Here is a 19650-nt window from a genome sequence, read left to right as displayed (position 1 = left end):
CGACCGGTTCGGCGTCAGAACACGCCGAGCAACCACAGCACCAGCACGATGACCACGATCAGGCCCAGCCCGCCCACCGGGCGGTAGCCCCACGAACGGCTGTAGCCCCAGGTCGGCAGCGCGCCGATCAGCAACAGCACGAGAACGATGACAACCAGCAGTGAAAGCGACATGAGAGATCCTTGGGTACGCGCGACCCGGGTGGTGGCGACGGCTGCCGCGATGAGGCGGCGCAGGGTCACGATCTCAGCAAGCCGGTGGATGAACCGTCAAGCGGCAGGCCCGTCTTGCTCACGAAGCGGTCACGCAGCGCTGACGCCGGCTGCATCGTGCACGGTCCATGCTCGGCTTCTTTGCCGCGGAGCCTCAGCCCATGTCTTCCTCCAAACTCAACGGACGGCTTGTCGCCATCCTCGCCACCAACGGCTTCGAGCAGTCCGAATTGACCGAGCCGAGACGGCTGCTGGAAGAGGCCGGGGCACGCACGGAAGTGATCGCGCCCGGTGGTGTCAAGGCGATCACCGGCTGGCACAGGCAGAACTGGGGTCAGCCGGTGGCGGTGGATCGCGATCTGCAGTCCGCGCGTGCCGAGGATTACGATGCCCTGCTGCTGCCCGGCGGGGTGATGAACCCGGACCAGCTGCGCATCGACGCGGCCGCGGTGGCACTGGTCAAGGCCTTCGATGAAGCCGGCAAGCCGGTGGCGGCGATCTGCCATGGACCGTGGACCTTGATCAACGCGGAGCTCGTGCGTGATCGCGACGTCACCTCGTGGCCGTCCCTGCGCAGGGACCTGGAAAATGCCGGCGCGCGCTGGCACGACCGCGAGGTGGTGCGCGACGGCCAGTTGATCACCAGCCGCAAACCGGACGACATCCCCGCCTTCACCGCCGCGCTGATCGACGCGCTGGGCGCCACGATCTAGGCGGATTGGCACTGCCGCAACGCAGCAAGCCAGTTGCGGCCCCGCCGTAGTAGCTTGCTGCGCAAGGAGGCAGACGGGGGCGCCTCCGGGGCGGACGCGGTGGCAGCTGGGGCTGGGCCCGGAGAGATCAGCGGGACATGTGCCTGTCATGCGCGGACGACACTATTGAACCGCTGCCTTCGCCGGTGGCTCGTGCCTTGTCCAGGGGAAATCATGTCGAATCCGAACCCGCGTGCGGACACGCTGGCGCCACGTCGCAACTGGCTGTCCTGGTCGATCCAGTGCCTGTTGCTGGGGCTGGTCCCGCTGAGCTTGCAGGCGCAGCAGACGTCCGCTGCCCCGGCGGCAGCGGGCAGCGCGCCCTCGGTGGCCAACGCGATCAACCTCAACCGGATCACCGTCACCGCGCAGAAGCGCGAACAGCAGGTGGTGGACGTGCCGATCTCGATCTCGGCCTACTCGAACGATTTCATGCAGCGCTTCGGCATCAGTGACGTGGAGACGCTCAGCCGCTACGTGCCGGGTGTGCAGGTGCAGGTGCAAAGCCCGAACAACCCCGGCATCGCGGTGCGCGGCATCACCACCGATGATGGCGCGGCGACGGCGGCGACACGGGTGTCGATCTTCCAGGATGGCGTGGACATCAGTCGGTCGCGCGGCTCGATGGTGGCGCTGTACGACATGGACCGGGTCGAGGTGCTGCGTGGCCCGCAGGGCACGCTGTTCGGCCGCGGCGCGGAGAGCGGGGCGATTTCGCTGATCCAGAACAAGGCGCAGGCCGGCACCGCCGGCGGTTTCCAGAGCGAATTCGGCAACTTCTCCAGCCGCAAGCTCACCGGCTATTTCAATGCGCCGATTGCCGACGACGTCTATGCCCGCGTGGCGGTCCACAACGCCTACCACGATGGCTACATCGAGAATCTCAGCGGCGGCCGGCTCAACGGCGAAGACACCAAGGCGATCCGTGCCAGCCTGCATGTCAACCTGGGCAGCGGCAGCGGCATCGACCTGATCGCCAACTACCAGCGCGACTCCCCGCCGGGCACCGATTTCCGCAGCGCCACCGTGCCGAATCGCTATGGCTCGACCGACGTCTACGGTGCGGCCGATCTCGACCATGGCGACGCGCTGGGCCTGCGGCGCAAGGTCTACGGGTTGACCGCCATCGGCGATTTCGCGCTGAGCGACAGCTGGCGCCTGTCCAGCACCACCGGCCTGCGCAAGTTCAATTCGCTGGAGAAGTTCGACGCCGACGGTTCGCAGGTCAACATGCTGAACTTCGCCGAGCATTCGAAAAGCCACCAGCTGAGCCAGGAACTGCGCCTGAACTACGACGCCGGCGGCAGCTTCACCGGCTTCCTTGGCGCCAACTACTTCTACGAGAACGGCAGCGAGGCGGTGCCCTTCAGCACCGACGAGCGCAGCCTGTTCTCGCAGTTGCTGGCGCTGGCGCCGACCCTGGACGGCCTGTCCGCTTCGACCCGGCAACTGATCGCGCTGCTCGGCCCGCCGCCGCCGCTGCTGGACGCCAACTACCGGCCCAACCAGCCGTACAGCGCGATTCCGCTGCTCGGCGTGCCGCTGAACACGAACGAGCAGGAAGGCTATGCGAATTACGGCCGCACCCGTTCGTACGAGGCGTTCGCCGACGGCACCTGGCGGCTGAACGAGCGCTTCGACCTCACCGGCGGCTTGCGCGTCACGCGCGAGCAACAGGCCGGTGGCTACCAGGTCACCAATGCGTCGCCGGCGTCGGGCATCGGCAGCACGCTGGCATTGTTCGGCGCCGGCTTCAACGGCATCACCGGACCGAACAACCTGTTCGTGCCGACCCATGGCCGGCTGCACAACGAGCACGACAGCACCTCGGTGGTCGGCCGGATGGTCGGCAGCTTCCACATCAACGAGGACACCAACAGCTACCTCAGCGTGTCGCGCGGGCGGCGGCCGAACGTGCTGGCCTTCAACGTCAACCAGGCAGGCACCGGCTACGACAAGGTGGTGCTGCCGGCCGAGACGATCCTCAGCTATGAGCTCGGGCTGAAGGGCGAGGCCAATGGCGGCCGCTTTGCCTACGATCTGTCCGCGTTCTACTACGACTACAACAACTTCCAGAGCCAGGCATTCCAGGGCGGACGGCTGTTGCAGCTGAATGCCGGGCGCGCCAGCGTGCCCGGTTTCGAGGCGTCGCTGCAGCAGGCCTTCGGCGAGCACTTCAGCGGCTTCCTCAACTACAGCTATCTGCACGCGCGCTTCGCCAACAAGGACAACCAGGGTCGCCAGCAAGGCTATGCCGGCAATCACCTGCGGCTGGCGCCGGACCACACGCTGGCGATCGGCCTGCAGTGGAACCAGCCGCTGGCGGAAGGGCGCGAGCTGTACGTGCGGCCGAGTTACACCTGGCGCTCGAAGATCTATTTCGAGGACAACAACAATCCCGCCTACGTGCAGCCGGCCTATGGCCTGCTGAACCTGCGCGCCGGCGTCACCTTCGACAAGGGCCGCTGGGATCTCTCCGTGTGGGGCGCCAACCTGCTCGGCAAGAAGTACCTGATCGATGCCGGCAACGTGGGCGAGAATTTCAACCTGGCCACGTACATTCCCGGCGCGCCGCGCACGTTCGGCATCGGCATCAGCGGCAAGTTCTGAGCCGATGCGCAGACGACACATCGTGCTGACGGTGGTGCTTGCGCCGGGCGCCGCGGCGAAGCATCGGCGCACGCCTGACTTCCTGCGCGATGTGGCGGGATTGCCCTGTGTGCCTTGACCATCCCCGGCGCCGACCGGGTCTGCTGCTTGTCCTGATCCTCGGAATCGCCATGTCCCTCAGCGCCACCGCCGTCGAGAAGCCGATCGCCGCCAGGGTGCTGGTGATCGGGCACCGTGGCGCCAGCGCGCTGCGCCCCGAGCATGCGTTGGCCGCCTATGCGAAGGCGATTGCCGACGGCGCCGATTTCATCGAGCCGGATCTGGTGATGAGCAGCGACGGCGTGCTGCTGTCGCGGCACGAGAACGAGATCAGCAGCACCACCGACGTGGCCGACCACGCCGAATTCGCTGCGCGGCGCACCAGCAAGGTGATCGACGGGAAGCCGGAGACCGGCTGGTTCACCGAGGACTTCACGCTTGCCGAACTGACCACGCTGCGCGCGCGCGAACGCCTGCCGAAGCTGCGCGGCACGCAGTACGACGGCCAGTTTCCACTGGCCACGCTGGAGCAGATCATTGAGTTGGTCGCTGCCGAGTCGAAGGCGCGCGGGCGCCCGATCGGGATCATTCCCGAGATCAAGCACGGTACCTACTTCCGCCGCATCGGCCTGCCGATGGAAGACGCGCTGCTGGCTACGCTGGCCGCGCACGAATACACGCGCACCGCGCCTATCGAGATCCAGTCGTTCGAGATCGGCAACCTGAAATACCTGCGTGGCCGGCTTGCCGATGGCGCACATCGCAACATCCGCCTGCTGCAACTGCTGGGTGAGCCGGATGAACAGCCGTACGACGTGGCTGCCGCGGGCGGCACGACGACCTATGCAACGATGATGACGCCGGCGGGCCTGCACGAGATTGCCAGCTATGCCGATGCGATCGGGCCGAGCATCCGCTCGATCATTCCGCTGAAGTTCGACCACCTGCTCGGCACGCCGACCCCGCTGGTGCATGACGCCCACCAGGCAGGCCTGGAAGTGCATCCGTACACGTTCCGTCCGGAAAACTATTTTCTGCCGCTGAACCACTGGCACGGCATCGACCCGCGCGCGGTCAACGAAGCCGGCTCGATCGCCGAGATCCGCACCTACCTGGCTACCGGCATCGATGCGTTCTTCACCGATGATCCGGCGGTTGGGCGCAGGGCGCTGGATGAGAGGAGTGAGTGAAGAGGAGTGAGGAGTGAGAAAAAGAGCCATGAGCACCGGCTTTTCCTTTCTACTCCTCTCCACCTCGTTCCCGCTTTCAGCTCTTGGTGATCTGGAAGGCCTGCCTGGCCACCGGCTTGCCGTCCAGCGAGATCTCTACCTGATACTTGCCGGCGGGCCACAGGTCGGGGTTCTGCACCTTGAAGGTGGTGATCGCCGGTCCATCGGTGGCAATCGACTGGCTGATGCTGCTGACCAGCTGGCCGGCGCCTTCCAGATAGCTCCACTTCGCGTTGAGCGTGGCGCCGCCGGTGCTGCCTTCGGTGGCGACGCTGGCGTAGATGGCCTTGTCGTTGCTGGCAAAGCTGTCGCTGACGCGGGTGACCTGATGCTCGGCATTCACTGCACTGCCCAGGCTGACCTTCGCCACCGTGAACGGTACCGCTGGTGGCTGCGCGGAGGCGGCACTGGCCACACTGGTGCTGCCGGCATTCGCCGGGGCCGGCACCGTGGTGCTGGAAGCGGGGACGGGCGTTTGTGCGATGGGTGCAGTGGACGCCGGCGCGGGGGCCGGCGGCGGCGCGGGTTCGTGCTTGCCGCAGGCGCTCAGCAGCAAGGCGGCAGTGAAGGCGGCGACGCAAAGCGCGCTGGAACGCATGGGCAAGGTCAGGCAGGTTTTCATGGTCACTCCGGTATCGATCACGCCTTGGTCGCCCATTGGCGGGGCGGCCAGTGCATCGAGGCTAGCGCTGTTGGTCTGAAGCGCCGGTTACCGAAGCCATCGCCTGTTGCTGAACTTTCACGCAGTGCAGACGTGGCGCGCGTGCGCGGCTACTGCCGCACCGTGCGCGGATTGCCGGGTGTGCCCGGCGTGCTGCTGCGGAACGGGTTGATGTCGAGCCCGCCGCGACGGGTGTAGCGCGCATACACGCTGAGCTGCTGCGGCGCGCAGCGCTGCATCAGGTCGACGAAGATCCGTTCCACGCATTGTTCGTGGAATTCGTTGTGGGTACGGAACGAAACCAGGTAGCGCAGCAGGCCGGCGTGGTCGATCGGCGCGCCGTGGTAGGCGATCTGCACGCTGCCCCAGTCGGGTTGTCCGGTAACCGGGCAGTTCGAACGCAGCAGGTGCGAGACCACCGTTTCCGCCACCGGGGTGGCGGCGCGGTCGGCCTGCAGGAAATCCGCGTCGGGCGGTCCGTAGTGATTGATCTCGATGTCCTGCTGGTCGAGCAGAACGCCGTCCAGATCAGTGACTGGAAGACTCGCGCCATGGGCTGGATGAAGCTGCACGTTGACCACCGCGCCGGCGGCGGCGGACAGATCGTGCAGCAAGGTATCGGTCAGGCTGGCGGCGTCGGCGATGCGTTCCTGCGCGAAACCATTCAGGTATAGCTTGAACGATTTGGATTCGATGATGTGCGGCGAGGCGGCCGGCACGTGGAACTCGGCCAGCGCCACCTGCGGCTTGCCGCGCCGGTCGAGCCATGACAGTTCATACGCGTTCCAGATGTCCACGCCATGGAACGGCAATACCTCACCGACGCCGATCTCGGCGCGCTTGTCGGCGCGCGGGATCGGGAACAGCAGGCGCGGATCGTAGCGGTCGGCGTAGGCGGTGTCCTTGCCGAGGGGAGAGTGTTCGGGGGTGCTCATGCCGTGCAGTTTAGCCGCCTTGCTTCCCGCCCTGCGAGGCACGGGCGGGAAGGATCGAGAGCGGACCCCGCCCCAGCCCTCCCCCGCAGCGCAGGGGAGGGAGCACGGCGTTACACGTTGACCATCTGCATGCCCGAGCTGACGTAGCGGTCGCCGGCGGCGGCGTCCGGCGGGAACGCCGCGTCGATGGCCTTCAGCTCGGCCGCGCTGAACTGCACGTCGAGCGCGCCGAGGTTTTCGTCCAGCCGCGAGCGTTTGCGGGTGCCGGGGATCGCCAGCACGTCGTCGCCCTGCGCCAGCACCCAGGCCAGCGCCAGCTGCGCGGGCGAGCAGCCCTTGTCGGCGGCCAGCGCTTTCACCTGTTCGACCAGCTGCAGGTTGCGGGCGAAGTTGTCGCCGATGAAACGCGGGTTGGTGCGGCGGTAATCGTCGGCGTCGAAGTCATCCGGCGAGCGGATCGCGCCGGTGAGGAAGCCGCGGCCCAGCGGCGAATAGGCGACCAGGCTGACGCCGAGCTTGCGGCAGGCGGCGAGCATGCCGTTCGTCTGCGGGTCGCGCGTCCACAGCGAGAACTCGCTTTGCAACGCGGCGATCGGGTGCACCTTGCACGCGCGTTCCAGCGTGGCGCCGGAGGCCTCGCTCAGGCCGAGATAGCGCACCTTGCCGGCGGCCACCAGTTCGGCCATCGCACCGACGGTCTCCTCGATCGGCACGGCCGGGTCGACGCGATGCTGGTAGTACAGGTCGATCGTGTCGATGCCGAGCCGCTGCAGGCTGGCGTCGCAGGCCGCGTGCACGTATTCGGGGCGGCCGTTGACGCCGCGCGCCTGCGGGTCGTCCGGGTCGCGCACGATGCCGAACTTGGTGGCGATGAAGGCCTCCTTGCGGCGGCCTTTGATCGCCTTGCCCACCAGCACCTCGTTGGTATGCGGGCCGTACATGTCGGCGGTGTCGAGCAGGTTGAGTCCGCGGTCCAGCGCGTGATGGATGGTGGCGAGCGATTCGGCGTCGTCGTGCTGGCCGTAGAACGCGCTCATGCCCATGCAGCCGAGGCCGAGGGCGGAGACGGCCGGACCGTTGTTGCCGAGAGTGCGGGTCTGCATGGTTGTCGCTCCGGTGGGTGAAGGTGAGTGCATGGTGCGCCGAGACGTTGATCGGATAAATGCTCAATAATGATCATCACCATTTCATGAACGACAACAGTGCCATGGACCGTCTCGAAGCCATGCGGCTGTACACGCGGATCGTCGAACTTGGCAGCTTCACCGCCGCGGCCGATGACCTGAACCTGCCGCGCGCCACCGTCACCCACGCGATCAAGCGGCTGGAAGCCCGACTCGGCGCGCAGCTGTTGCAGCGGACCACCCGCCGTGTGCGCAGCACCCGCGATGGCGAAACCTATTACGGGCATTGCGTGCGATTGCTGGCCGACATGGACGAGGTCGAGACCGATTTCCGCGAGGCGCTGGTGCAACCGAAGGGCCGCCTGCGCGTCGACCTGCCGGCGACGCTGGCGCGGCTGCTGGTGATTCCCGCGTTGCGGGATTTCTTCGCGCGCTATCCGCAGATCCAGCTGGACATCGGCACCGGCGACCGTTTCGTCGACCTGGTGCGCGAAGGCGTGGATTGCGTGCTGCGCATCGGCGAACTGGGCGATTCGACCATGGTCGGTCGCCGCGTGGGCGTGCTGGAGCAAGTCACCGTGGCCAGCGCCGCCTACGTGCGCCGGCATGGCCTGCCCGATTCGCTGGCCGCGCTGCAGGACGGCCATCTGGCGGTGAACTGGGTGTCGCCCACCACCCACCGGGCCGAGCCGCTGGAGTTCATGGTCGGCCGCAAGCGGCGCGAAGTCGTGCTGCCGGGCTGCGTCAGCGTCAGCGGCGTGGATGCCTACCTCGGCTGCTGCGAAGCCGGCCTGGGCATTGCGCAGATGCCGCGTTACCGCATCGTCGATGCGCTGAAGAGCGGCGGGCTGCGCGAGCTGCTGCCGGCACACCCGCCGCCGTCGTTGCCGATGACCATCCTGTATCCGCAGCAGCGGCAGATGCCGGCCCGGTTACGCGTGTTCGTCGACTGGCTGGTGGAGCTGACGACGGCGTAGGAGCGCACAGGTGGTGTGGCCTCACGACGCGCGTGGCGGGCCGGGGCGTGGTGCGCTGGTGCCCAGCGTGTCGCTGGTCAGTGGGGCGCCGGCGGTGAGCAGCGCCCCGCGTTGCTCGGCCAGAGGCAGGCGCAGCATGCAGTCCTCGAACCTGGCCAGCTTCTGCAATGCCGGCAGTTCCTGCACCTGGGCCACCAGGGCGGCCGTCAACGGCCAGCGTGCGGCGTCGATGGCGTAGCGCACGAACGAGGCGGTGCGGAAATAGCTGGCAATGCTGATGTCGGCAATCGACAGCGCGCCGAACACGAAACCATCCTCCGGCAGCTGCTGCTCCAGGTAATCGAGCGCGGCGGGGATCGCCTCGTCACGCGCGTGCTGCACCACGGTCTCGTTGGGCGCCTCGCCGAAAATATGGCGCTTGATCGCCAGCTGATGGAACAACCGCCAGATCAGGCCGTCGGCCAGTCGCGTATCGGCGTACTCCTCCAGCCAGCGGGCCCGGGCGCGGTCGGCGATGTCGCGTGGGTAGAGCGAGGGTGTGGGGTGCTGATCTTCCAGGTACTGGCAGATCACGCTGGAATCGTTGAGCACCAGGTCGCCGTCGACCAGCACCGGTATCCGCCGCAGCGGGCTGAGCCGGCTGAATTCGTCGTTGCCGACGAACGGCGCGATCGGATCGATCTCGTATTCCAGCCCCTTCAGTTCAAGGCAGACCAGCACCTTGCGCACGTAGGGCGAAATGTAATTGCCGATGACCCTGAGGCGCTGCGACACGAGGCGTCCCCTCCGAATACGGATACAGCAGCGTGCGACCGTCGGGTCGCTGCCGTCAAGCCGCGCCGTCGGCGGCTTTGCGCTCCACGGCTTCCGGCAGCGCCGCCACCGCGGTGGGCGAGCCATTGGAATCCAGTGCGATCATCACGAAGCGGCCGGTGGTGCAAACCCGGCGATCGCCGCTGAGCAGGTCCTCGGCGGTCATCTCCACCTCCACCTGCATCGAGCTGTGGCCGACCCGGACCACGCTGGCGACCAGCTCCACCAGTTGCCCGGTGCGCACCGGCACGCGAAAGTTGACCTCCTCCGAGCGCGCGGTGACTACCGTGCGCCGCGCGTAACGCGAGGCGACGATGAAGGCGGCCTTGTCCATCCATGCCAGCGCCTGGCCGCCGAACAGGGTGCCGAGGTGGTTGGTGTGATCCGGGAAGACCATCTCCAGCAGGCGTGCTTCGATCGGGGCAGCAGTCATCAGGGTCATTTCCGGGAACAGGGGCTTGCCGCAGCGGGTCCGCGCGGCGGCACATTCTGCGGCATGGACAGCCGAAGCGGGACCAATGGCAGGGGTGCCATAGGTCATGCGCGCGTTAGCATCGGACATTCGGGTACATCTGGGCCAGGGTTGGCAATCGCAGTAGTCCGCTTTCGCAAGGGGAACGCAACATGAGTTTGATGATCGGCAGTTCGCGCGTGCTGGGCGCGCTGGTATTGGGTACGTTGTCCGCCGGTGTCGCAGCGCAGGGGCGAACTCTCAGCACGAACGACTATGCGCAGGCAGAGCGCTTCATGAGCTACAACACGGTACCGCTGGTCGACCACGCGGTACAGAAGGTCGACTGGCTGGACGCCGGCCATTTCTGGTACGTCGACCACGACGCCAGTGGCGATCATTTCGTCGCGATGGACGTGGCCAGCGGCAAGACCTCCCCATTGTTCGACCAGGCCAAGCTTGCGGCCGCGCTGGGCAAGGCAGGCGGCAAGCCGGTCGATGCGAATAAATTGCCGGTCACCGGTTACGCCACGAGGGCGGATGGCCGCATCGACATCGCCCTGCGCGGCAAGCGCTATGCATGCGATCTGGCCGCCGCCGAGGCCAGTTGCGTGGATCGCAGCACGCTGGTGAAAACCGGCAAGGAGCCCGGCGCGTTGTCGCCGGACAAGAAGAGCGAGGCCTTTATCCGCGACTGGAACCTGTGGGTGCGCGATGTAGCCACCGGCAAGGAAACCCGGCTCACCACCGACGGCGTGGAGAACTTCGGCTACGCCACCGACAACGCCGGCTGGAAGCACACCGACAGCGCCATCGTGGAGTGGTCGCCCGATTCGAAGCAGATCGCCACGTTCCAGCAGGACCAGCGCAAGACCGGCGACATGTACATGATCAGCACCAACGTCGGCCATCCGAAGCTGGAGGCGTGGAAATATCCGCTGGTCGGCGACAAGGACGTGACCATGATCGAGCGAGTCATCATCGACGTGCCCACGCACGAGGTGGTGCGGCTGAAGATGCCGGCGGACCAGCATCGCTCCAGCCTGTGCGACGACGTCAGCTGCGGCCCCGATGGCGGCTGGGACGACGTGAAGTGGGCATCGGACGGCAAGACGCTGGCCTTCGTCTCCACCTCGCGCGACCACAAGCACGAATGGTTCCGCATCGCCGACACGAAGACCGGCAAGGTGCGCACGGTGTTCGAGGAAGTGGTGCCGACCTATTACGAGAGCGGCAACGACGCGGTGAACTGGCGCTACCTGCCGGAAACCAACGAGGCGATCTGGTTCAGCGAGCGCAACAACTGGGGCAACCTGTACCTGTACGACCTGGGCAGCGGCAAGCTCAAGCATGCGATCACCAAGGGCGACGGCAACGTCACCCAGGTGCTCAAGGTGGACCCGAAGACGCGCACCGTGTGGTTCCGCGGGGTCGGCCGTACGAAGGGCGTGAACCCGTACTACCAGCAGTTCTTCAAGGTCAGCCTGGATGGCGGCAAGCCGGTGCTGCTGACCCCGGAAGCGGCCGATCACACCGTCACGCTGGCGCCGGACGGCAAGTCCTTCGTCGATGCGTATTCCACCCCGACCACGCCGCCGGTGACCGTGCTGCGCAGTTCGGATGACGGCCGCAAGCTGGCTGACGTGGCCATTGCCGACGTCACGCGCCTGAAAGCTTCCGGCTGGGTGCCGCCGATCCCGTTCACGGTGAAGGCACGCGACGGCAAGACCGACTTGTACGGCATGATGTTCAAGCCGTCCAACTTCGATGCGGCGAAGAAGTACCCGATCATCGACTACATCTATCCGGGTCCGCAGACCGGCTCCGTCGGCAGCCGCAGCTTCATGTCGTCGCGTGTCGACCACCAGTCGCTGGCCGAGTTGGGCTTCATCGTGGTGGCGATCGACGGCATGGGCACGCCGTGGCGTTCCAAGGCGTTCCACGACGCCTACTTCGAGCACGTCGAGGACAACACCCTGCCTGACCAGGTGCTTGGCCTGAAGGAACTCGGCAAGAAGTACCCGTGGATCGACCTCGACCGCGTCGGCATCTGGGGCCATTCCGGCGGCGGCAACGCCACCGCCGGCGCGATGTTCCACTATCCCGACTTCTTCAAGGTCGGCTGGGCCGAGAGCGGCAATCACGACAACCGCAACTACGAGGACGACTGGGCCGAGAAGTGGCAGGGCCTGCTGGTCACCGACAAGGACGGCAAGACCAACTACGACGCCCAGGCCAACCAGAGTTTCGCGAAGAACCTCAAGGGTCACCTGATGCTGGTGCACGGCACCATGGACGACAACGTGCCGACGTCCAATACCTTGCTGGTGGTCGACGCGCTGATCAAGGCGAACCGCAACTTCGATTTGCTGATGATCCCCAATGCCCACCACGGCTATGCGGCGGCCACGCCGTATGCCACCCGCCGCCGCTGGGATTATTTCGTGCAGTACCTGGCCGGCAACACGCCGCCGGTGGAGTACCAGCTGAAGGCCTGGCCCTGGCGCTGAACCGAGGCCCGGCGCCGTGAACGCACGGCGTCGGGCAGGTGAGACGGATTCGTCGCGTCAGCGCAGGCTGGTTTTCTGCGCCAGGCCCTTGGCCAGCGCTTCGTCCAGCAACTGGCTCATCGACTGTTCGGCGGCTTGCTGAGCCTGTTGTTGCTGGCGGTCGATGACCTGCTGTTGTTTTTCGAAGCCGGCCTGTTGCGCGTCCAGCGCCTGCTGCTGGCCGGCCAGGCGTGCTTCGAGTTCCGCGTGGCGCTGGTCGAGCCGCGCCTGGGCGGCATCCATCTCGGCTTGCCGTGCATCGAGTTCGCGCTGCCGCGCCTGTGGATCCGATCCGTTCGCTGCACCCGAGGCGATGCGTGCCGCCATCTTCGCCTGCTGCTGCGCCAGCCTGGCCTGTTCTCGCGCAAAGGCGGCATCCTGCGCCGCAAGGCCGGCCTGCCGGCCGGCGATCGCACCCTGCTGGCCGGCAAGCTCACCTTGTTGCCGTGCCAGCGCGGTTACCGGTGCGTAGATGCGGCTGGCGCGTTCGAGCAGGGCCTTGTCGCGGATCAGATAGGCATCGTTGCCGCGGCGAAACCACAGCATCGACTTGTTCGCCGCGTGCAGTTTCTTCACCGTATCGAGATCCGCGTTCGAGCCGTTGATGGTGATCATCGAGTCGCCATCGAACAGGGCGAAACCATTTTCCGCGTGATTGGTGGTGTCGATGTTTACGTGTCGTGCGGAGAAGCCGTTGTCGCGGGGCGGCGGTGGCGGTAGTGGCGGCGGCGGTGGGACCATCGCCGGCGGTACGGGCGGGGTCGGTGGCGGCGGTGGGGCCATCACCGGGGGTGCGGGCGGGACCGGTGCAGTCATCGGTGCGAGCGGTGCCAACGGTGCCATCGCCGACGTGCTGGCCACTGGCGCCTTGGCGCTGTCGTGCCGGTTGCTGGCAGCGGTGACGCGGTAGGGCAGCACGCCGATCAAGGCGATCGCGGCGACGAGCAGCCAGCCGCGCGTGCGCGAAGGTGGCTGGTTAACGGTTTGCTGCAGCATGGTCAGTCGCCTCTTCAGGTTGAGGAAGGATGGGGATGCGCCGGCGAGACCGGCATGGACGGGTGGCGCCACGCCGAGGCGCAGCAGCAAGCGGCCGTAGTCCTGGGGGGTGGCCTGGTCCTGCTGCACGACCTCTGCGTCGCAGGCCGACTCGCGGTTCAGCGCGTACTCGCGCATCGCCCAGCGCACCAGCGGGTGGAAGCAGAACAGCCACTGTGCCAGCGCCGGAATCCAGCCCAGCCAGAGGTCGCCGCGGCGCAGGTGGACGAGTTCGTGGACCAGCGCCATTGACGACTCGTCGGCATTCAGTGCGTTGCGTGCCGGCAGCAGCACGGTGGGTTGCCACAGGCCGATGACCTGAGGCGAGAGGATGGCGTCGGACACGCGTAGCTGCGGGCAGCGGCGCAGGCCGAGTTGACGCGCCTTGCGCAGGCACAGCGCCTGCATCGTCTGGTCGCCGACCGGTCGGGATGCGCGCAGGACCTGGCGTGCGCCACGCCATTCGCGCCAGGTCCGCGCTGCCAGCCACAGCAGTGCGGCCAGCCACAGCAGGACCACGGCGGCGCGCCAGGAAAGCGTGGGCATCGCGGCAACGGCAACCGGCGATGCGTGCAACACGGCATCACGGCCGGTCACGGCCGTGGCCGTGTAGGAGACTGGCTGGGCAAGCTGCATCGAGGCTTCCAGCGCCGGCGCCGGCAACCACGGCAGTTCCAGCGGTGCATGCCACAGCAGGCCCAGCAGCAGCTGGGCACCGACCAGCCACCACAAGGTGCAGCGCATGGCGGGCGACAACTGCGGCAGCAGACGGCCAAGCAGATGGATCAGGCCGATCAGGCCGATGGCCTGGATGGACGTCCACAGCATGCGGGTAAGCAGGGTATCGGCCAGAGCGTTCAGCGCCTCCATCTCACGACTCCTTGCGGCGTGACTGCAACCGGGAAACGAGCGCTTCCAGCTCGGTCAGTTCGTCGTCACTGACTTCGGCACGCTCGGACATCCACGCCACGAACGGCGACACCGAGCCGCTAAGCGTCTTCTCGACGAAGCTGCCGACTGCACTGCGCATTGCCTCAGCCGGGCCGGTGGCGGTGCTGTAGCGATAGACGCCGCTGGCCTGCCGGCGCTTGAGGTAGCCCTTGCCGCGCAGGCGCTCCATCATTGTCAGCACGGTCGAGCGGGCCAGACCGCGCGCTTCGCCGAAGCTGGCGGCCACCTCGCCGACCGAAACGGGCTCGTGCTCCGCAAGGTAGTGCAGCAAGGCGAGTTCCTGGTCGCCGATGGTGGGCTTGCTCATGACGCGGCCTTGGGTGACTACATATGTAGTCAGGCTACGTCGTGACTACATGTGTAGTCAATAGGTCGTCGGTCATGCCGGTTTCCCGCCCCGATGCCACGCAGAAAAACGGGCGCCACCAGGGCGCCCGTTCGCTTGTTGCGGTGAAACGGTGGATCAGAACGTGTAACGCAGCGTCAGCATGGCCGACCAGCGCGAAACCACGCGGCTGGGGTCATAGAAGCCGCCGTCGTACACCTGCAGCTGCTGCGGCTGGTAGTTGCCGCTCTTGTCGGTGGGCAGCGAGTAGACGTACTGGCCCTGCGCGTTCACTCCACCGTAGTTGACGAGAGTGCGGGTCGGGTAGAGACCGGTGTTGCGCTGCTGGCCCCAGTTCTTGTTCATCAGGTTGAGGAAGTTGTAGACGTCCAGCCGGATCTCGCCCTTGTTGTCCTTGAACAGGCCCGGGATCTCCTGCGAGAAGCTCATGTCCAGCGTGGTCACCCACGATGTGCGCGCACCGTTGCGGGAGGCGATCTGGCCGCGGTGGTCCTTGAGGTACTTGTCGCTGGCAAGGAAATCCTGGAACTGCTGGATCTGCTGCGCGGTGGCGTTGCCGTAGCTGACCTTCGGATCGTTCGCGGTCGGAATGTACGCCGGATCCCAGCCGCCGATGCTGTCGCCGTTGGCGTCGTTGCCGAACACCCAGGTGTACGGGTTGCCGGTGCGGCCGTTGTAGAACATCGACACCTGGGACAGGTAGTCACCGAAGAACTTGTGCTGCCAGTTCAGCGCCAGCTTGATGCTCCTGGCGGTGTTGTAGTTCGAGGTGGCCGAGACATCGCTGTTCGGGTTCAGCCGGGCGACGCGCGAGTAGCCGTTGTAGGCGATGGTGTCGGTGCCCGGATCGACGTCGGTGGCATGGTTCAGTGTGATGCTCGCGGTGCCGGAGAAGCCGTCGGTGAACGGTTTGGTGACCGCCAGCGTGAAGCTGTCGGACTTGCCCTTGTGGGTGTTGGTCAGCAACGTGGAGGCGGAACTGAAGGCCTTGTTGCGGTTGGCCTGGGCGTCCTTCGAATTGGGCGCTTCGCCCGGGGTTTTCCAGAACTGATCGCGGCCGTCCGGCAGCACGCCGGTCGGTGCGCCGAAGTTCACCGCCTGATACAGGATGCCGTCGCGCACCTGGATGTGCTGGTACTCGGCCGACGCCACCAGGCCCCACCACGGCAGCTCGCGGTCGAGCGCCAGGCTCATCTTCCACACTGTCGGCAGCTTGAAGTTCTTGTCGATGGTGTCGATCGAGCCGGCACCACCGCCGGCCGGGATCGGCTGGTTCATCGGATCCGGGCTGAACGGCGCGGTGGCCGGGTCGAACGAGGTGTACGAGAGCAGGGTGACGCCGTTGTTCTGGAACGGGTTGGTCATCCACACCGTCGGCGGGGAGGTCTGGAACAGGCCGACGCCGCCATGCAACTGGGTCTTGTAGTCGGAATCGAACGAGTAGTTGAAGCTCACGCGCGGCTCCACCACGCGGTTGCTCGAACCGACGGTGTAGTCGTTGCGGTAGCCGAACGCCTGCGCGAAGCCGGCGTTGTAGGCCGGCTTGCCGCTGGAGTGCGGAATGTCCACGCGCACGCCGTACTGCAGCGAGAGCTGGTTGTTGACCTGCCAGGTGTCCTCGAGGAACGGGCTGTACTGGCTGTAGGTCCACTTGCCGGCGATGTCGTTGAGCTGGTAGCCCGGCGCCGGGTGGTACAGCTCGTACTTGTTGTAGTTGCCGGCGGCGAAGTTGGTCAGGCCCCAGAACGTGTACACGCCGAACTCGGCCTGTCCGAACAGGTTGTTGATCTTGTTGCGCTGGTAGTCGATACCGCCCTTGATGGTGTGGTCACCCAGATAGTAGGTGCCGGCCAGGAAGACGCTGAGCTTCTTGGTATCAATGTGGTTGTAGTGGCGATAGCGCTCCTCGCCCAGGTTCACCGACGGACCCTTGCCGTCCGGCGACAGGTTCACGTTGACGGCCGGCTGCTGGAACGGCGCGGTGGTGTCCTGTATGTATTCCTGGTAACCCACCTTGGCTTCGGTGGAGAAGTTCTCGGTCCAGTCGTCGAACAGGTGGCCGACGTAGTTCTTGGTGGAGATCGCCTTGGTGTAGGTGTAGCTCGACAGTCCCACGCTGCTCGCCCCGTTGCCGCCCACCGCCGGCAGCAGCTCCTTGGTGTTCTGGTAGGTGAAGCTGGCGCGGTGGTTGTCGGTGATGTTCCAGTCGATCTTGCCGAGGTAGCGCTTGTCGTCGTAGGTGAGGCCGGTGGCGCCGCCGAAGTTGCCGGGCATCAGGCCCAGCGCGGTGGCGGTGTCGATCACCTTCTGCAGGTCGCCCGGCGACACCTTGCCGCTGGTCGAGGCGCCGTTGCCCAGCGACTGGTCCAGCCCGTTGGCGGAGTCGGCGCCGATGCCGGTGGTCTTCTCATGCTCGGCGGCGACGAAGAAGAACAGCTTGTCCTTGATGATCGGGCCGCCCACGGTCACGCCGTAGGTGGAGTCCTTGTCGTAGCCGTTGTACTTGTAGCCCTTGTTGTCCGACGGCAGCCAGCCGGCGTCGCCGACCAGGTGGTTGGCATTGCGGTACGAGTAGTACGCCGAGCCGTGGAACTGGTTGGTGCCGGACTTGGTCACCGCGTTGACGTCGGCGCCGACGGTGTCGGAGGTGACGTCATAGGTGGCGGTGGAGATGTTGTACTCGGCGATGGTCTCCGGCGAGATCGCCGCCTTCTGGTACGGCAGGCCGTTGGCGTTGAGGCCGAACGGGTCGCCCTGGGTCACGCCGTCCACGGCGATGTTGTTGTAGCGGTTGTTCATGCCGTTGGCGGAGATCGAACCCACGCCCTGGTCGAGCACGGTGATGCGCGGGTCGAGGCGGGCGACGTCGTCCACCGAGCGGTTGCCCTGCGGCGTGGCCTTGAGCTGCTCCTGCGAGATGTTGGTCGACAGGCCCTTGTTCTCCGAGGAGAAGGTCTGCGCCAGGGTCGAGGCGCTCACCGTCACCGCCGAGAGGTTGCTCGCCCGCGCGGCGCTGGCACCCATGCTCAGGTTGATCGAGGAGGGCTGGCCCAACTGCAGGAACACGTTGTCCTGCTCGGCGGCGGCCGCGCCGTCCTTGCTCGCGGTGATCTCGAACGGGCCGCCCACGCGCAGGCCCTGTGCAGCGTAGCGGCCGTCGGCATCGGTGGTCACCGTCTTGGTGGTGCCCGACGGCTGGTGGACGATGGTGACCGTGGCATTGGCGACCGGCTGGCCGGCGGCGTCCAGTACCCGGCCGGCGACGCCGGAGGTGGTGACGTTCTGCGCCGACACGGTGCCGGCGGCGAGCAGGGCAGCGATGGCGACGGGGAGCAGCCGCGTGCGAAGGGTGGATTTCATCAACGGACCTCGGTTAGTGGGGAAGATCACCTGGGACGCACCGGCCACCCGTCCGTGGGCTGATCCGGAACGCATAAACGCCGAGTCCCGGTGGAACTCGGCGTTTGCCTTGCACATCATTTTAACGGTCTTTGATGACAGCCGGACACCACTTTTCGCGACGCAAGAACCTGCGGCTCATTCAGAACGCCATGTCGAACGCCACCTCACCCTGCACGCCGACCTGGTAGGCCGACACGCGCCGCTCGAAAAAGTTGGCGACTTCCTGCACGTCCTGCAGGTCCATGAAGTCGAACGGGTTCTTCGCGCCGTACTTCTTCGGCAGGTCGAGCTGGGCGAGACGCTGGTCGGCACAGTATTCGAGGTACTGGCGCATGTCCTTCACCGACATGCCGGCGACGCCACCGGACAGCACGTCTTCGGCGAACTGGGTCTCGCAGGCGATCGCCTCTTCCATCATCTCCTCGACCTGGGCGCGCATGGCGTCGTCGAACAGTTCCGGTTCCTGTTCGCGCACGGTACGCACCACCTCGAACGCGAACGCCATGTGCCCGCTCTCGTCGCGAAATACCCAGTTGGTGCCCGCGGCGAGGCCGTGCAGCAAGCCGCGCGAACGCAGGTAGTAGACGTAGGCGAACGCGGCGTAGAAGAACAGCCCCTCGATGCAGGCGGCAAAGCAGATCAGGTTGAGCAGGAACTGGCGGCGATGCTCGCGCGTTTCCAGCCGGCGAAGATCCTGGATCGAGTCGATCCACTTGAAGCAGAACGCACCTTTCTGGCGGATCGACGGGATCGTCTCGATGGCGGCGAACGCACCGTTGCGCTCGGCCGGATCAGGGATGTAGGTGTCCAGCAACGTGAGGTAGAACTGCACGTGCAGCGCCTCCTCGTACAGCTGGCGCGACAGGTACATGCGCGCTTCGGGGGCGTTGATATGCTGGTAAAGATTCAACACCAGGTTGTTCGACACGATGGTGTCGCCGGTGGCGAAGAACGCCACCAGCCGCTGGATCAGGTGGCGGTCGGCGGCGGACATCTTGCTGTCGAGGTCGCGCGTGTCCATCGAGAAATCCACTTCCTCGACGGTCCAGGTGTTCTTGATCGCGTTGCGATACATCTCGTAGAAGCCGGGGTAGCGCATCGGACGCAGGGTGAGTTCGAAACCGGGATCCAAGAGGCGAGGAGTGAGGGAAGAGGAGTGAGAAGTGAGAGATGATGTTTCGGACATGGAGGTGTTCCTATGCATTACCGAGAGACAGTGGTCTGGAAGAGAGCCATGCAAGCCGCGCGGGATGACTATCGGCTTGTGCAGTTCCTTCCGCGCGAGGAGATGTATGGCATGCGGGCGCAGATGACTCGGGCGGTGGTATCGGTACCCAGCAACATTGCTGAAGGTTGGACTCGGGAGTCGAAGGCGGAGAAACGCCAGTTCCTCGCTATTGCGCAGGGCTCGCTTGCGGAATTGGAAACTCAGCTGACGCTGTGCGAAGAGATTGGCTGGCTATCGATCGGGCAAACAAAAGTCTTGCGGGAATGCATCGATGAAACCAGCCGCATGCTCACGACCTTCCGCCAACGACTGCGCTCGCAAATCCGGCCCTGAGCG

General features: G+C 65.9%; 16 protein-coding genes. 6 read left to right on the top strand and 10 right to left on the bottom strand.

Features of this window, described 5'->3' with window-relative positions; genetic code table 11:
* Positions 1 to 14: 14 nt before the first annotated feature.
* Complete coding sequence (locus tag ACQGNJ_RS17135; protein ID WP_426690453.1) at positions 15 to 173, bottom strand: DUF3309 family protein; 159 nt, start codon at positions 171 to 173, stop codon at positions 15 to 17.
* A 200-nt stretch (positions 174 to 373) separates the two neighbouring features.
* On the opposite strand from ACQGNJ_RS17135, the gene ACQGNJ_RS17130 reads away from it, so the two are divergent.
* The 3 genes from ACQGNJ_RS17130 to ACQGNJ_RS17120 all read left to right on the top strand — a co-directional run bounded on the left by ACQGNJ_RS17130 (position 374) and on the right by ACQGNJ_RS17120 (position 4803).
* Positions 374 to 925 carry a type 1 glutamine amidotransferase domain-containing protein gene (locus ACQGNJ_RS17130; protein ID WP_426690452.1) on the top strand — a complete coding sequence of 184 codons (552 nt, stop codon included), beginning with the start codon at positions 374 to 376 and terminating at the stop codon, positions 923 to 925.
* A gap of 213 nt (positions 926 to 1138) precedes the next feature.
* Entirely contained in the window at positions 1139 to 3574 is a 2436-nt protein-coding gene (locus ACQGNJ_RS17125; RefSeq protein ID WP_426690451.1) for a TonB-dependent receptor, read from the top strand.
* Between the two features lie 170 nt (positions 3575 to 3744).
* Positions 3745 to 4803 (top strand): glycerophosphodiester phosphodiesterase, encoded by a 1059-nt coding sequence (locus tag ACQGNJ_RS17120; RefSeq protein ID WP_426690450.1) that lies wholly within the window; start codon positions 3745 to 3747, stop codon positions 4801 to 4803.
* A gap of 76 nt (positions 4804 to 4879) precedes the next feature.
* Here ACQGNJ_RS17120 and ACQGNJ_RS17115 read toward each other — a convergent pair whose 3' ends face one another.
* The 3 genes from ACQGNJ_RS17115 to ACQGNJ_RS17105 all read right to left on the bottom strand — a co-directional run bounded on the left by ACQGNJ_RS17115 (position 4880) and on the right by ACQGNJ_RS17105 (position 7541).
* Positions 4880 to 5464: a hypothetical protein gene (locus ACQGNJ_RS17115; protein WP_426690449.1), complete on the bottom strand. Its 585-nt coding sequence runs from the start codon at positions 5462 to 5464 to the stop codon at positions 4880 to 4882.
* A gap of 149 nt (positions 5465 to 5613) precedes the next feature.
* Positions 5614 to 6438, bottom strand: coding sequence for an NADPH-dependent 7-cyano-7-deazaguanine reductase QueF (queF, locus tag ACQGNJ_RS17110; RefSeq protein ID WP_426690448.1), 825 nt, complete (start codon positions 6436 to 6438; stop codon positions 5614 to 5616).
* A gap of 110 nt (positions 6439 to 6548) precedes the next feature.
* Positions 6549 to 7541, bottom strand: a complete 993-nt coding sequence (locus ACQGNJ_RS17105; protein WP_426690447.1) for an aldo/keto reductase — start codon at positions 7539 to 7541, stop codon at positions 6549 to 6551.
* 104 nt (positions 7542 to 7645) lie between these two features.
* On the opposite strand from ACQGNJ_RS17105, the gene ACQGNJ_RS17100 reads away from it, so the two are divergent.
* The gene (locus ACQGNJ_RS17100) at positions 7646 to 8539 is read left to right on the top strand and encodes a LysR family transcriptional regulator (RefSeq protein ID WP_426690679.1); all 894 of its coding nucleotides are present in this window, start codon (positions 7646 to 7648) and stop codon (positions 8537 to 8539) included.
* Between the two features lie 21 nt (positions 8540 to 8560).
* Here the strand turns inward: ACQGNJ_RS17100 and ACQGNJ_RS17095 are convergent, their stop codons facing one another.
* Together ACQGNJ_RS17095 and ACQGNJ_RS17090 are read right to left on the bottom strand one after the other, a co-directional pair.
* Positions 8561 to 9313, bottom strand: a complete 753-nt coding sequence (locus ACQGNJ_RS17095) for a glutathione S-transferase family protein (protein ID WP_426690446.1) — start codon at positions 9311 to 9313, stop codon at positions 8561 to 8563.
* Positions 9314 to 9368: 55 nt separating this feature from the next.
* Positions 9369 to 9785, bottom strand: a complete 417-nt coding sequence (locus tag ACQGNJ_RS17090; RefSeq protein WP_426690445.1) for an acyl-CoA thioesterase — start codon at positions 9783 to 9785, stop codon at positions 9369 to 9371.
* Positions 9786 to 9976: 191 nt separating this feature from the next.
* On the opposite strand from ACQGNJ_RS17090, the gene ACQGNJ_RS17085 reads away from it, so the two are divergent.
* Positions 9977 to 12313, top strand: a complete 2337-nt coding sequence (locus tag ACQGNJ_RS17085; RefSeq protein ID WP_426690444.1) for a S9 family peptidase — start codon at positions 9977 to 9979, stop codon at positions 12311 to 12313.
* Positions 12314 to 12370: 57 nt separating this feature from the next.
* Here ACQGNJ_RS17085 and ACQGNJ_RS17080 read toward each other — a convergent pair whose 3' ends face one another.
* From ACQGNJ_RS17080 to ACQGNJ_RS17065, 4 genes are all read right to left on the bottom strand, one after another.
* Positions 12371 to 14257, bottom strand: coding sequence for a M56 family metallopeptidase (locus ACQGNJ_RS17080; protein ID WP_426690443.1), 1887 nt, complete (start codon positions 14255 to 14257; stop codon positions 12371 to 12373).
* A 1-nt stretch (position 14258) separates the two neighbouring features.
* Positions 14259 to 14645, bottom strand: a complete 387-nt coding sequence (locus ACQGNJ_RS17075; RefSeq protein WP_426690442.1) for a BlaI/MecI/CopY family transcriptional regulator — start codon at positions 14643 to 14645, stop codon at positions 14259 to 14261.
* Between the two features lie 156 nt (positions 14646 to 14801).
* A complete protein-coding gene (locus ACQGNJ_RS17070) occupies positions 14802 to 18044 on the bottom strand; it encodes a TonB-dependent receptor (protein ID WP_426690441.1) in 3243 nt (1080 codons plus the stop codon).
* 181 nt (positions 18045 to 18225) lie between these two features.
* Positions 18226 to 19272 carry a ribonucleotide-diphosphate reductase subunit beta gene (locus tag ACQGNJ_RS17065; protein ID WP_426690440.1) on the bottom strand — a complete coding sequence of 349 codons (1047 nt, stop codon included), beginning with the start codon at positions 19270 to 19272 and terminating at the stop codon, positions 18226 to 18228.
* 12 nt (positions 19273 to 19284) lie between these two features.
* Here ACQGNJ_RS17065 and ACQGNJ_RS17060 point away from each other — a divergent pair, with 12 nt between their 5' ends.
* Positions 19285 to 19647: a four helix bundle protein gene (locus ACQGNJ_RS17060; RefSeq protein WP_426690439.1), complete on the top strand. Its 363-nt coding sequence runs from the start codon at positions 19285 to 19287 to the stop codon at positions 19645 to 19647.
* Positions 19648 to 19650: the final 3 nt, after the last annotated feature.

The sequence above is a fragment of the Rhodanobacter ginsengiterrae genome (genome assembly GCF_050026815.1).
In the GTDB taxonomy this organism is placed as follows: Bacteria; Pseudomonadota; Gammaproteobacteria; order Xanthomonadales; family Rhodanobacteraceae; genus Rhodanobacter; species Rhodanobacter ginsengiterrae.
Note: the sequence above shows the minus strand (reverse complement) of the source record. Positions and strands in the feature narration are given on the sequence as shown.

Excerpts from the sequence above, each read along its gene's own strand:
- ACQGNJ_RS17105 (WP_426690447.1), bottom strand. The coding sequence starts at position 7,541 with ATGCAGACCCGCACTCTCGGCAACAACGGTCCGGCCGTCTCCGCCCTC.
- ACQGNJ_RS17130 (WP_426690452.1), top strand. The coding sequence starts at position 374 with ATGTCTTCCTCCAAACTCAACGGACGGCTTGTCGCCATCCTCGCCACC.
- ACQGNJ_RS17125 (WP_426690451.1), top strand. The coding sequence starts at position 1,139 with ATGTCGAATCCGAACCCGCGTGCGGACACGCTGGCGCCACGTCGCAAC.
- ACQGNJ_RS17075 (WP_426690442.1), bottom strand. The coding sequence starts at position 14,645 with ATGAGCAAGCCCACCATCGGCGACCAGGAACTCGCCTTGCTGCACTAC.
- ACQGNJ_RS17090 (WP_426690445.1), bottom strand. The coding sequence starts at position 9,785 with ATGACTGCTGCCCCGATCGAAGCACGCCTGCTGGAGATGGTCTTCCCG.
- ACQGNJ_RS17085 (WP_426690444.1), top strand. The coding sequence starts at position 9,977 with ATGAGTTTGATGATCGGCAGTTCGCGCGTGCTGGGCGCGCTGGTATTG.
- ACQGNJ_RS17065 (WP_426690440.1), bottom strand. The coding sequence starts at position 19,272 with ATGTCCGAAACATCATCTCTCACTTCTCACTCCTCTTCCCTCACTCCT.
- ACQGNJ_RS17100 (WP_426690679.1), top strand. The coding sequence starts at position 7,646 with ATGGACCGTCTCGAAGCCATGCGGCTGTACACGCGGATCGTCGAACTT.
- ACQGNJ_RS17135 (WP_426690453.1), bottom strand. The coding sequence starts at position 173 with ATGTCGCTTTCACTGCTGGTTGTCATCGTTCTCGTGCTGTTGCTGATC.
- ACQGNJ_RS17115 (WP_426690449.1), bottom strand. The coding sequence starts at position 5,464 with ATGAAAACCTGCCTGACCTTGCCCATGCGTTCCAGCGCGCTTTGCGTC.
- queF (WP_426690448.1), bottom strand. The coding sequence starts at position 6,438 with ATGAGCACCCCCGAACACTCTCCCCTCGGCAAGGACACCGCCTACGCC.
- ACQGNJ_RS17060 (WP_426690439.1), top strand. The coding sequence starts at position 19,285 with ATGCATTACCGAGAGACAGTGGTCTGGAAGAGAGCCATGCAAGCCGCG.
- ACQGNJ_RS17080 (WP_426690443.1), bottom strand. The coding sequence starts at position 14,257 with ATGGAGGCGCTGAACGCTCTGGCCGATACCCTGCTTACCCGCATGCTG.
- ACQGNJ_RS17070 (WP_426690441.1), bottom strand. The coding sequence starts at position 18,044 with ATGAAATCCACCCTTCGCACGCGGCTGCTCCCCGTCGCCATCGCTGCC.
- ACQGNJ_RS17120 (WP_426690450.1), top strand. The coding sequence starts at position 3,745 with ATGTCCCTCAGCGCCACCGCCGTCGAGAAGCCGATCGCCGCCAGGGTG.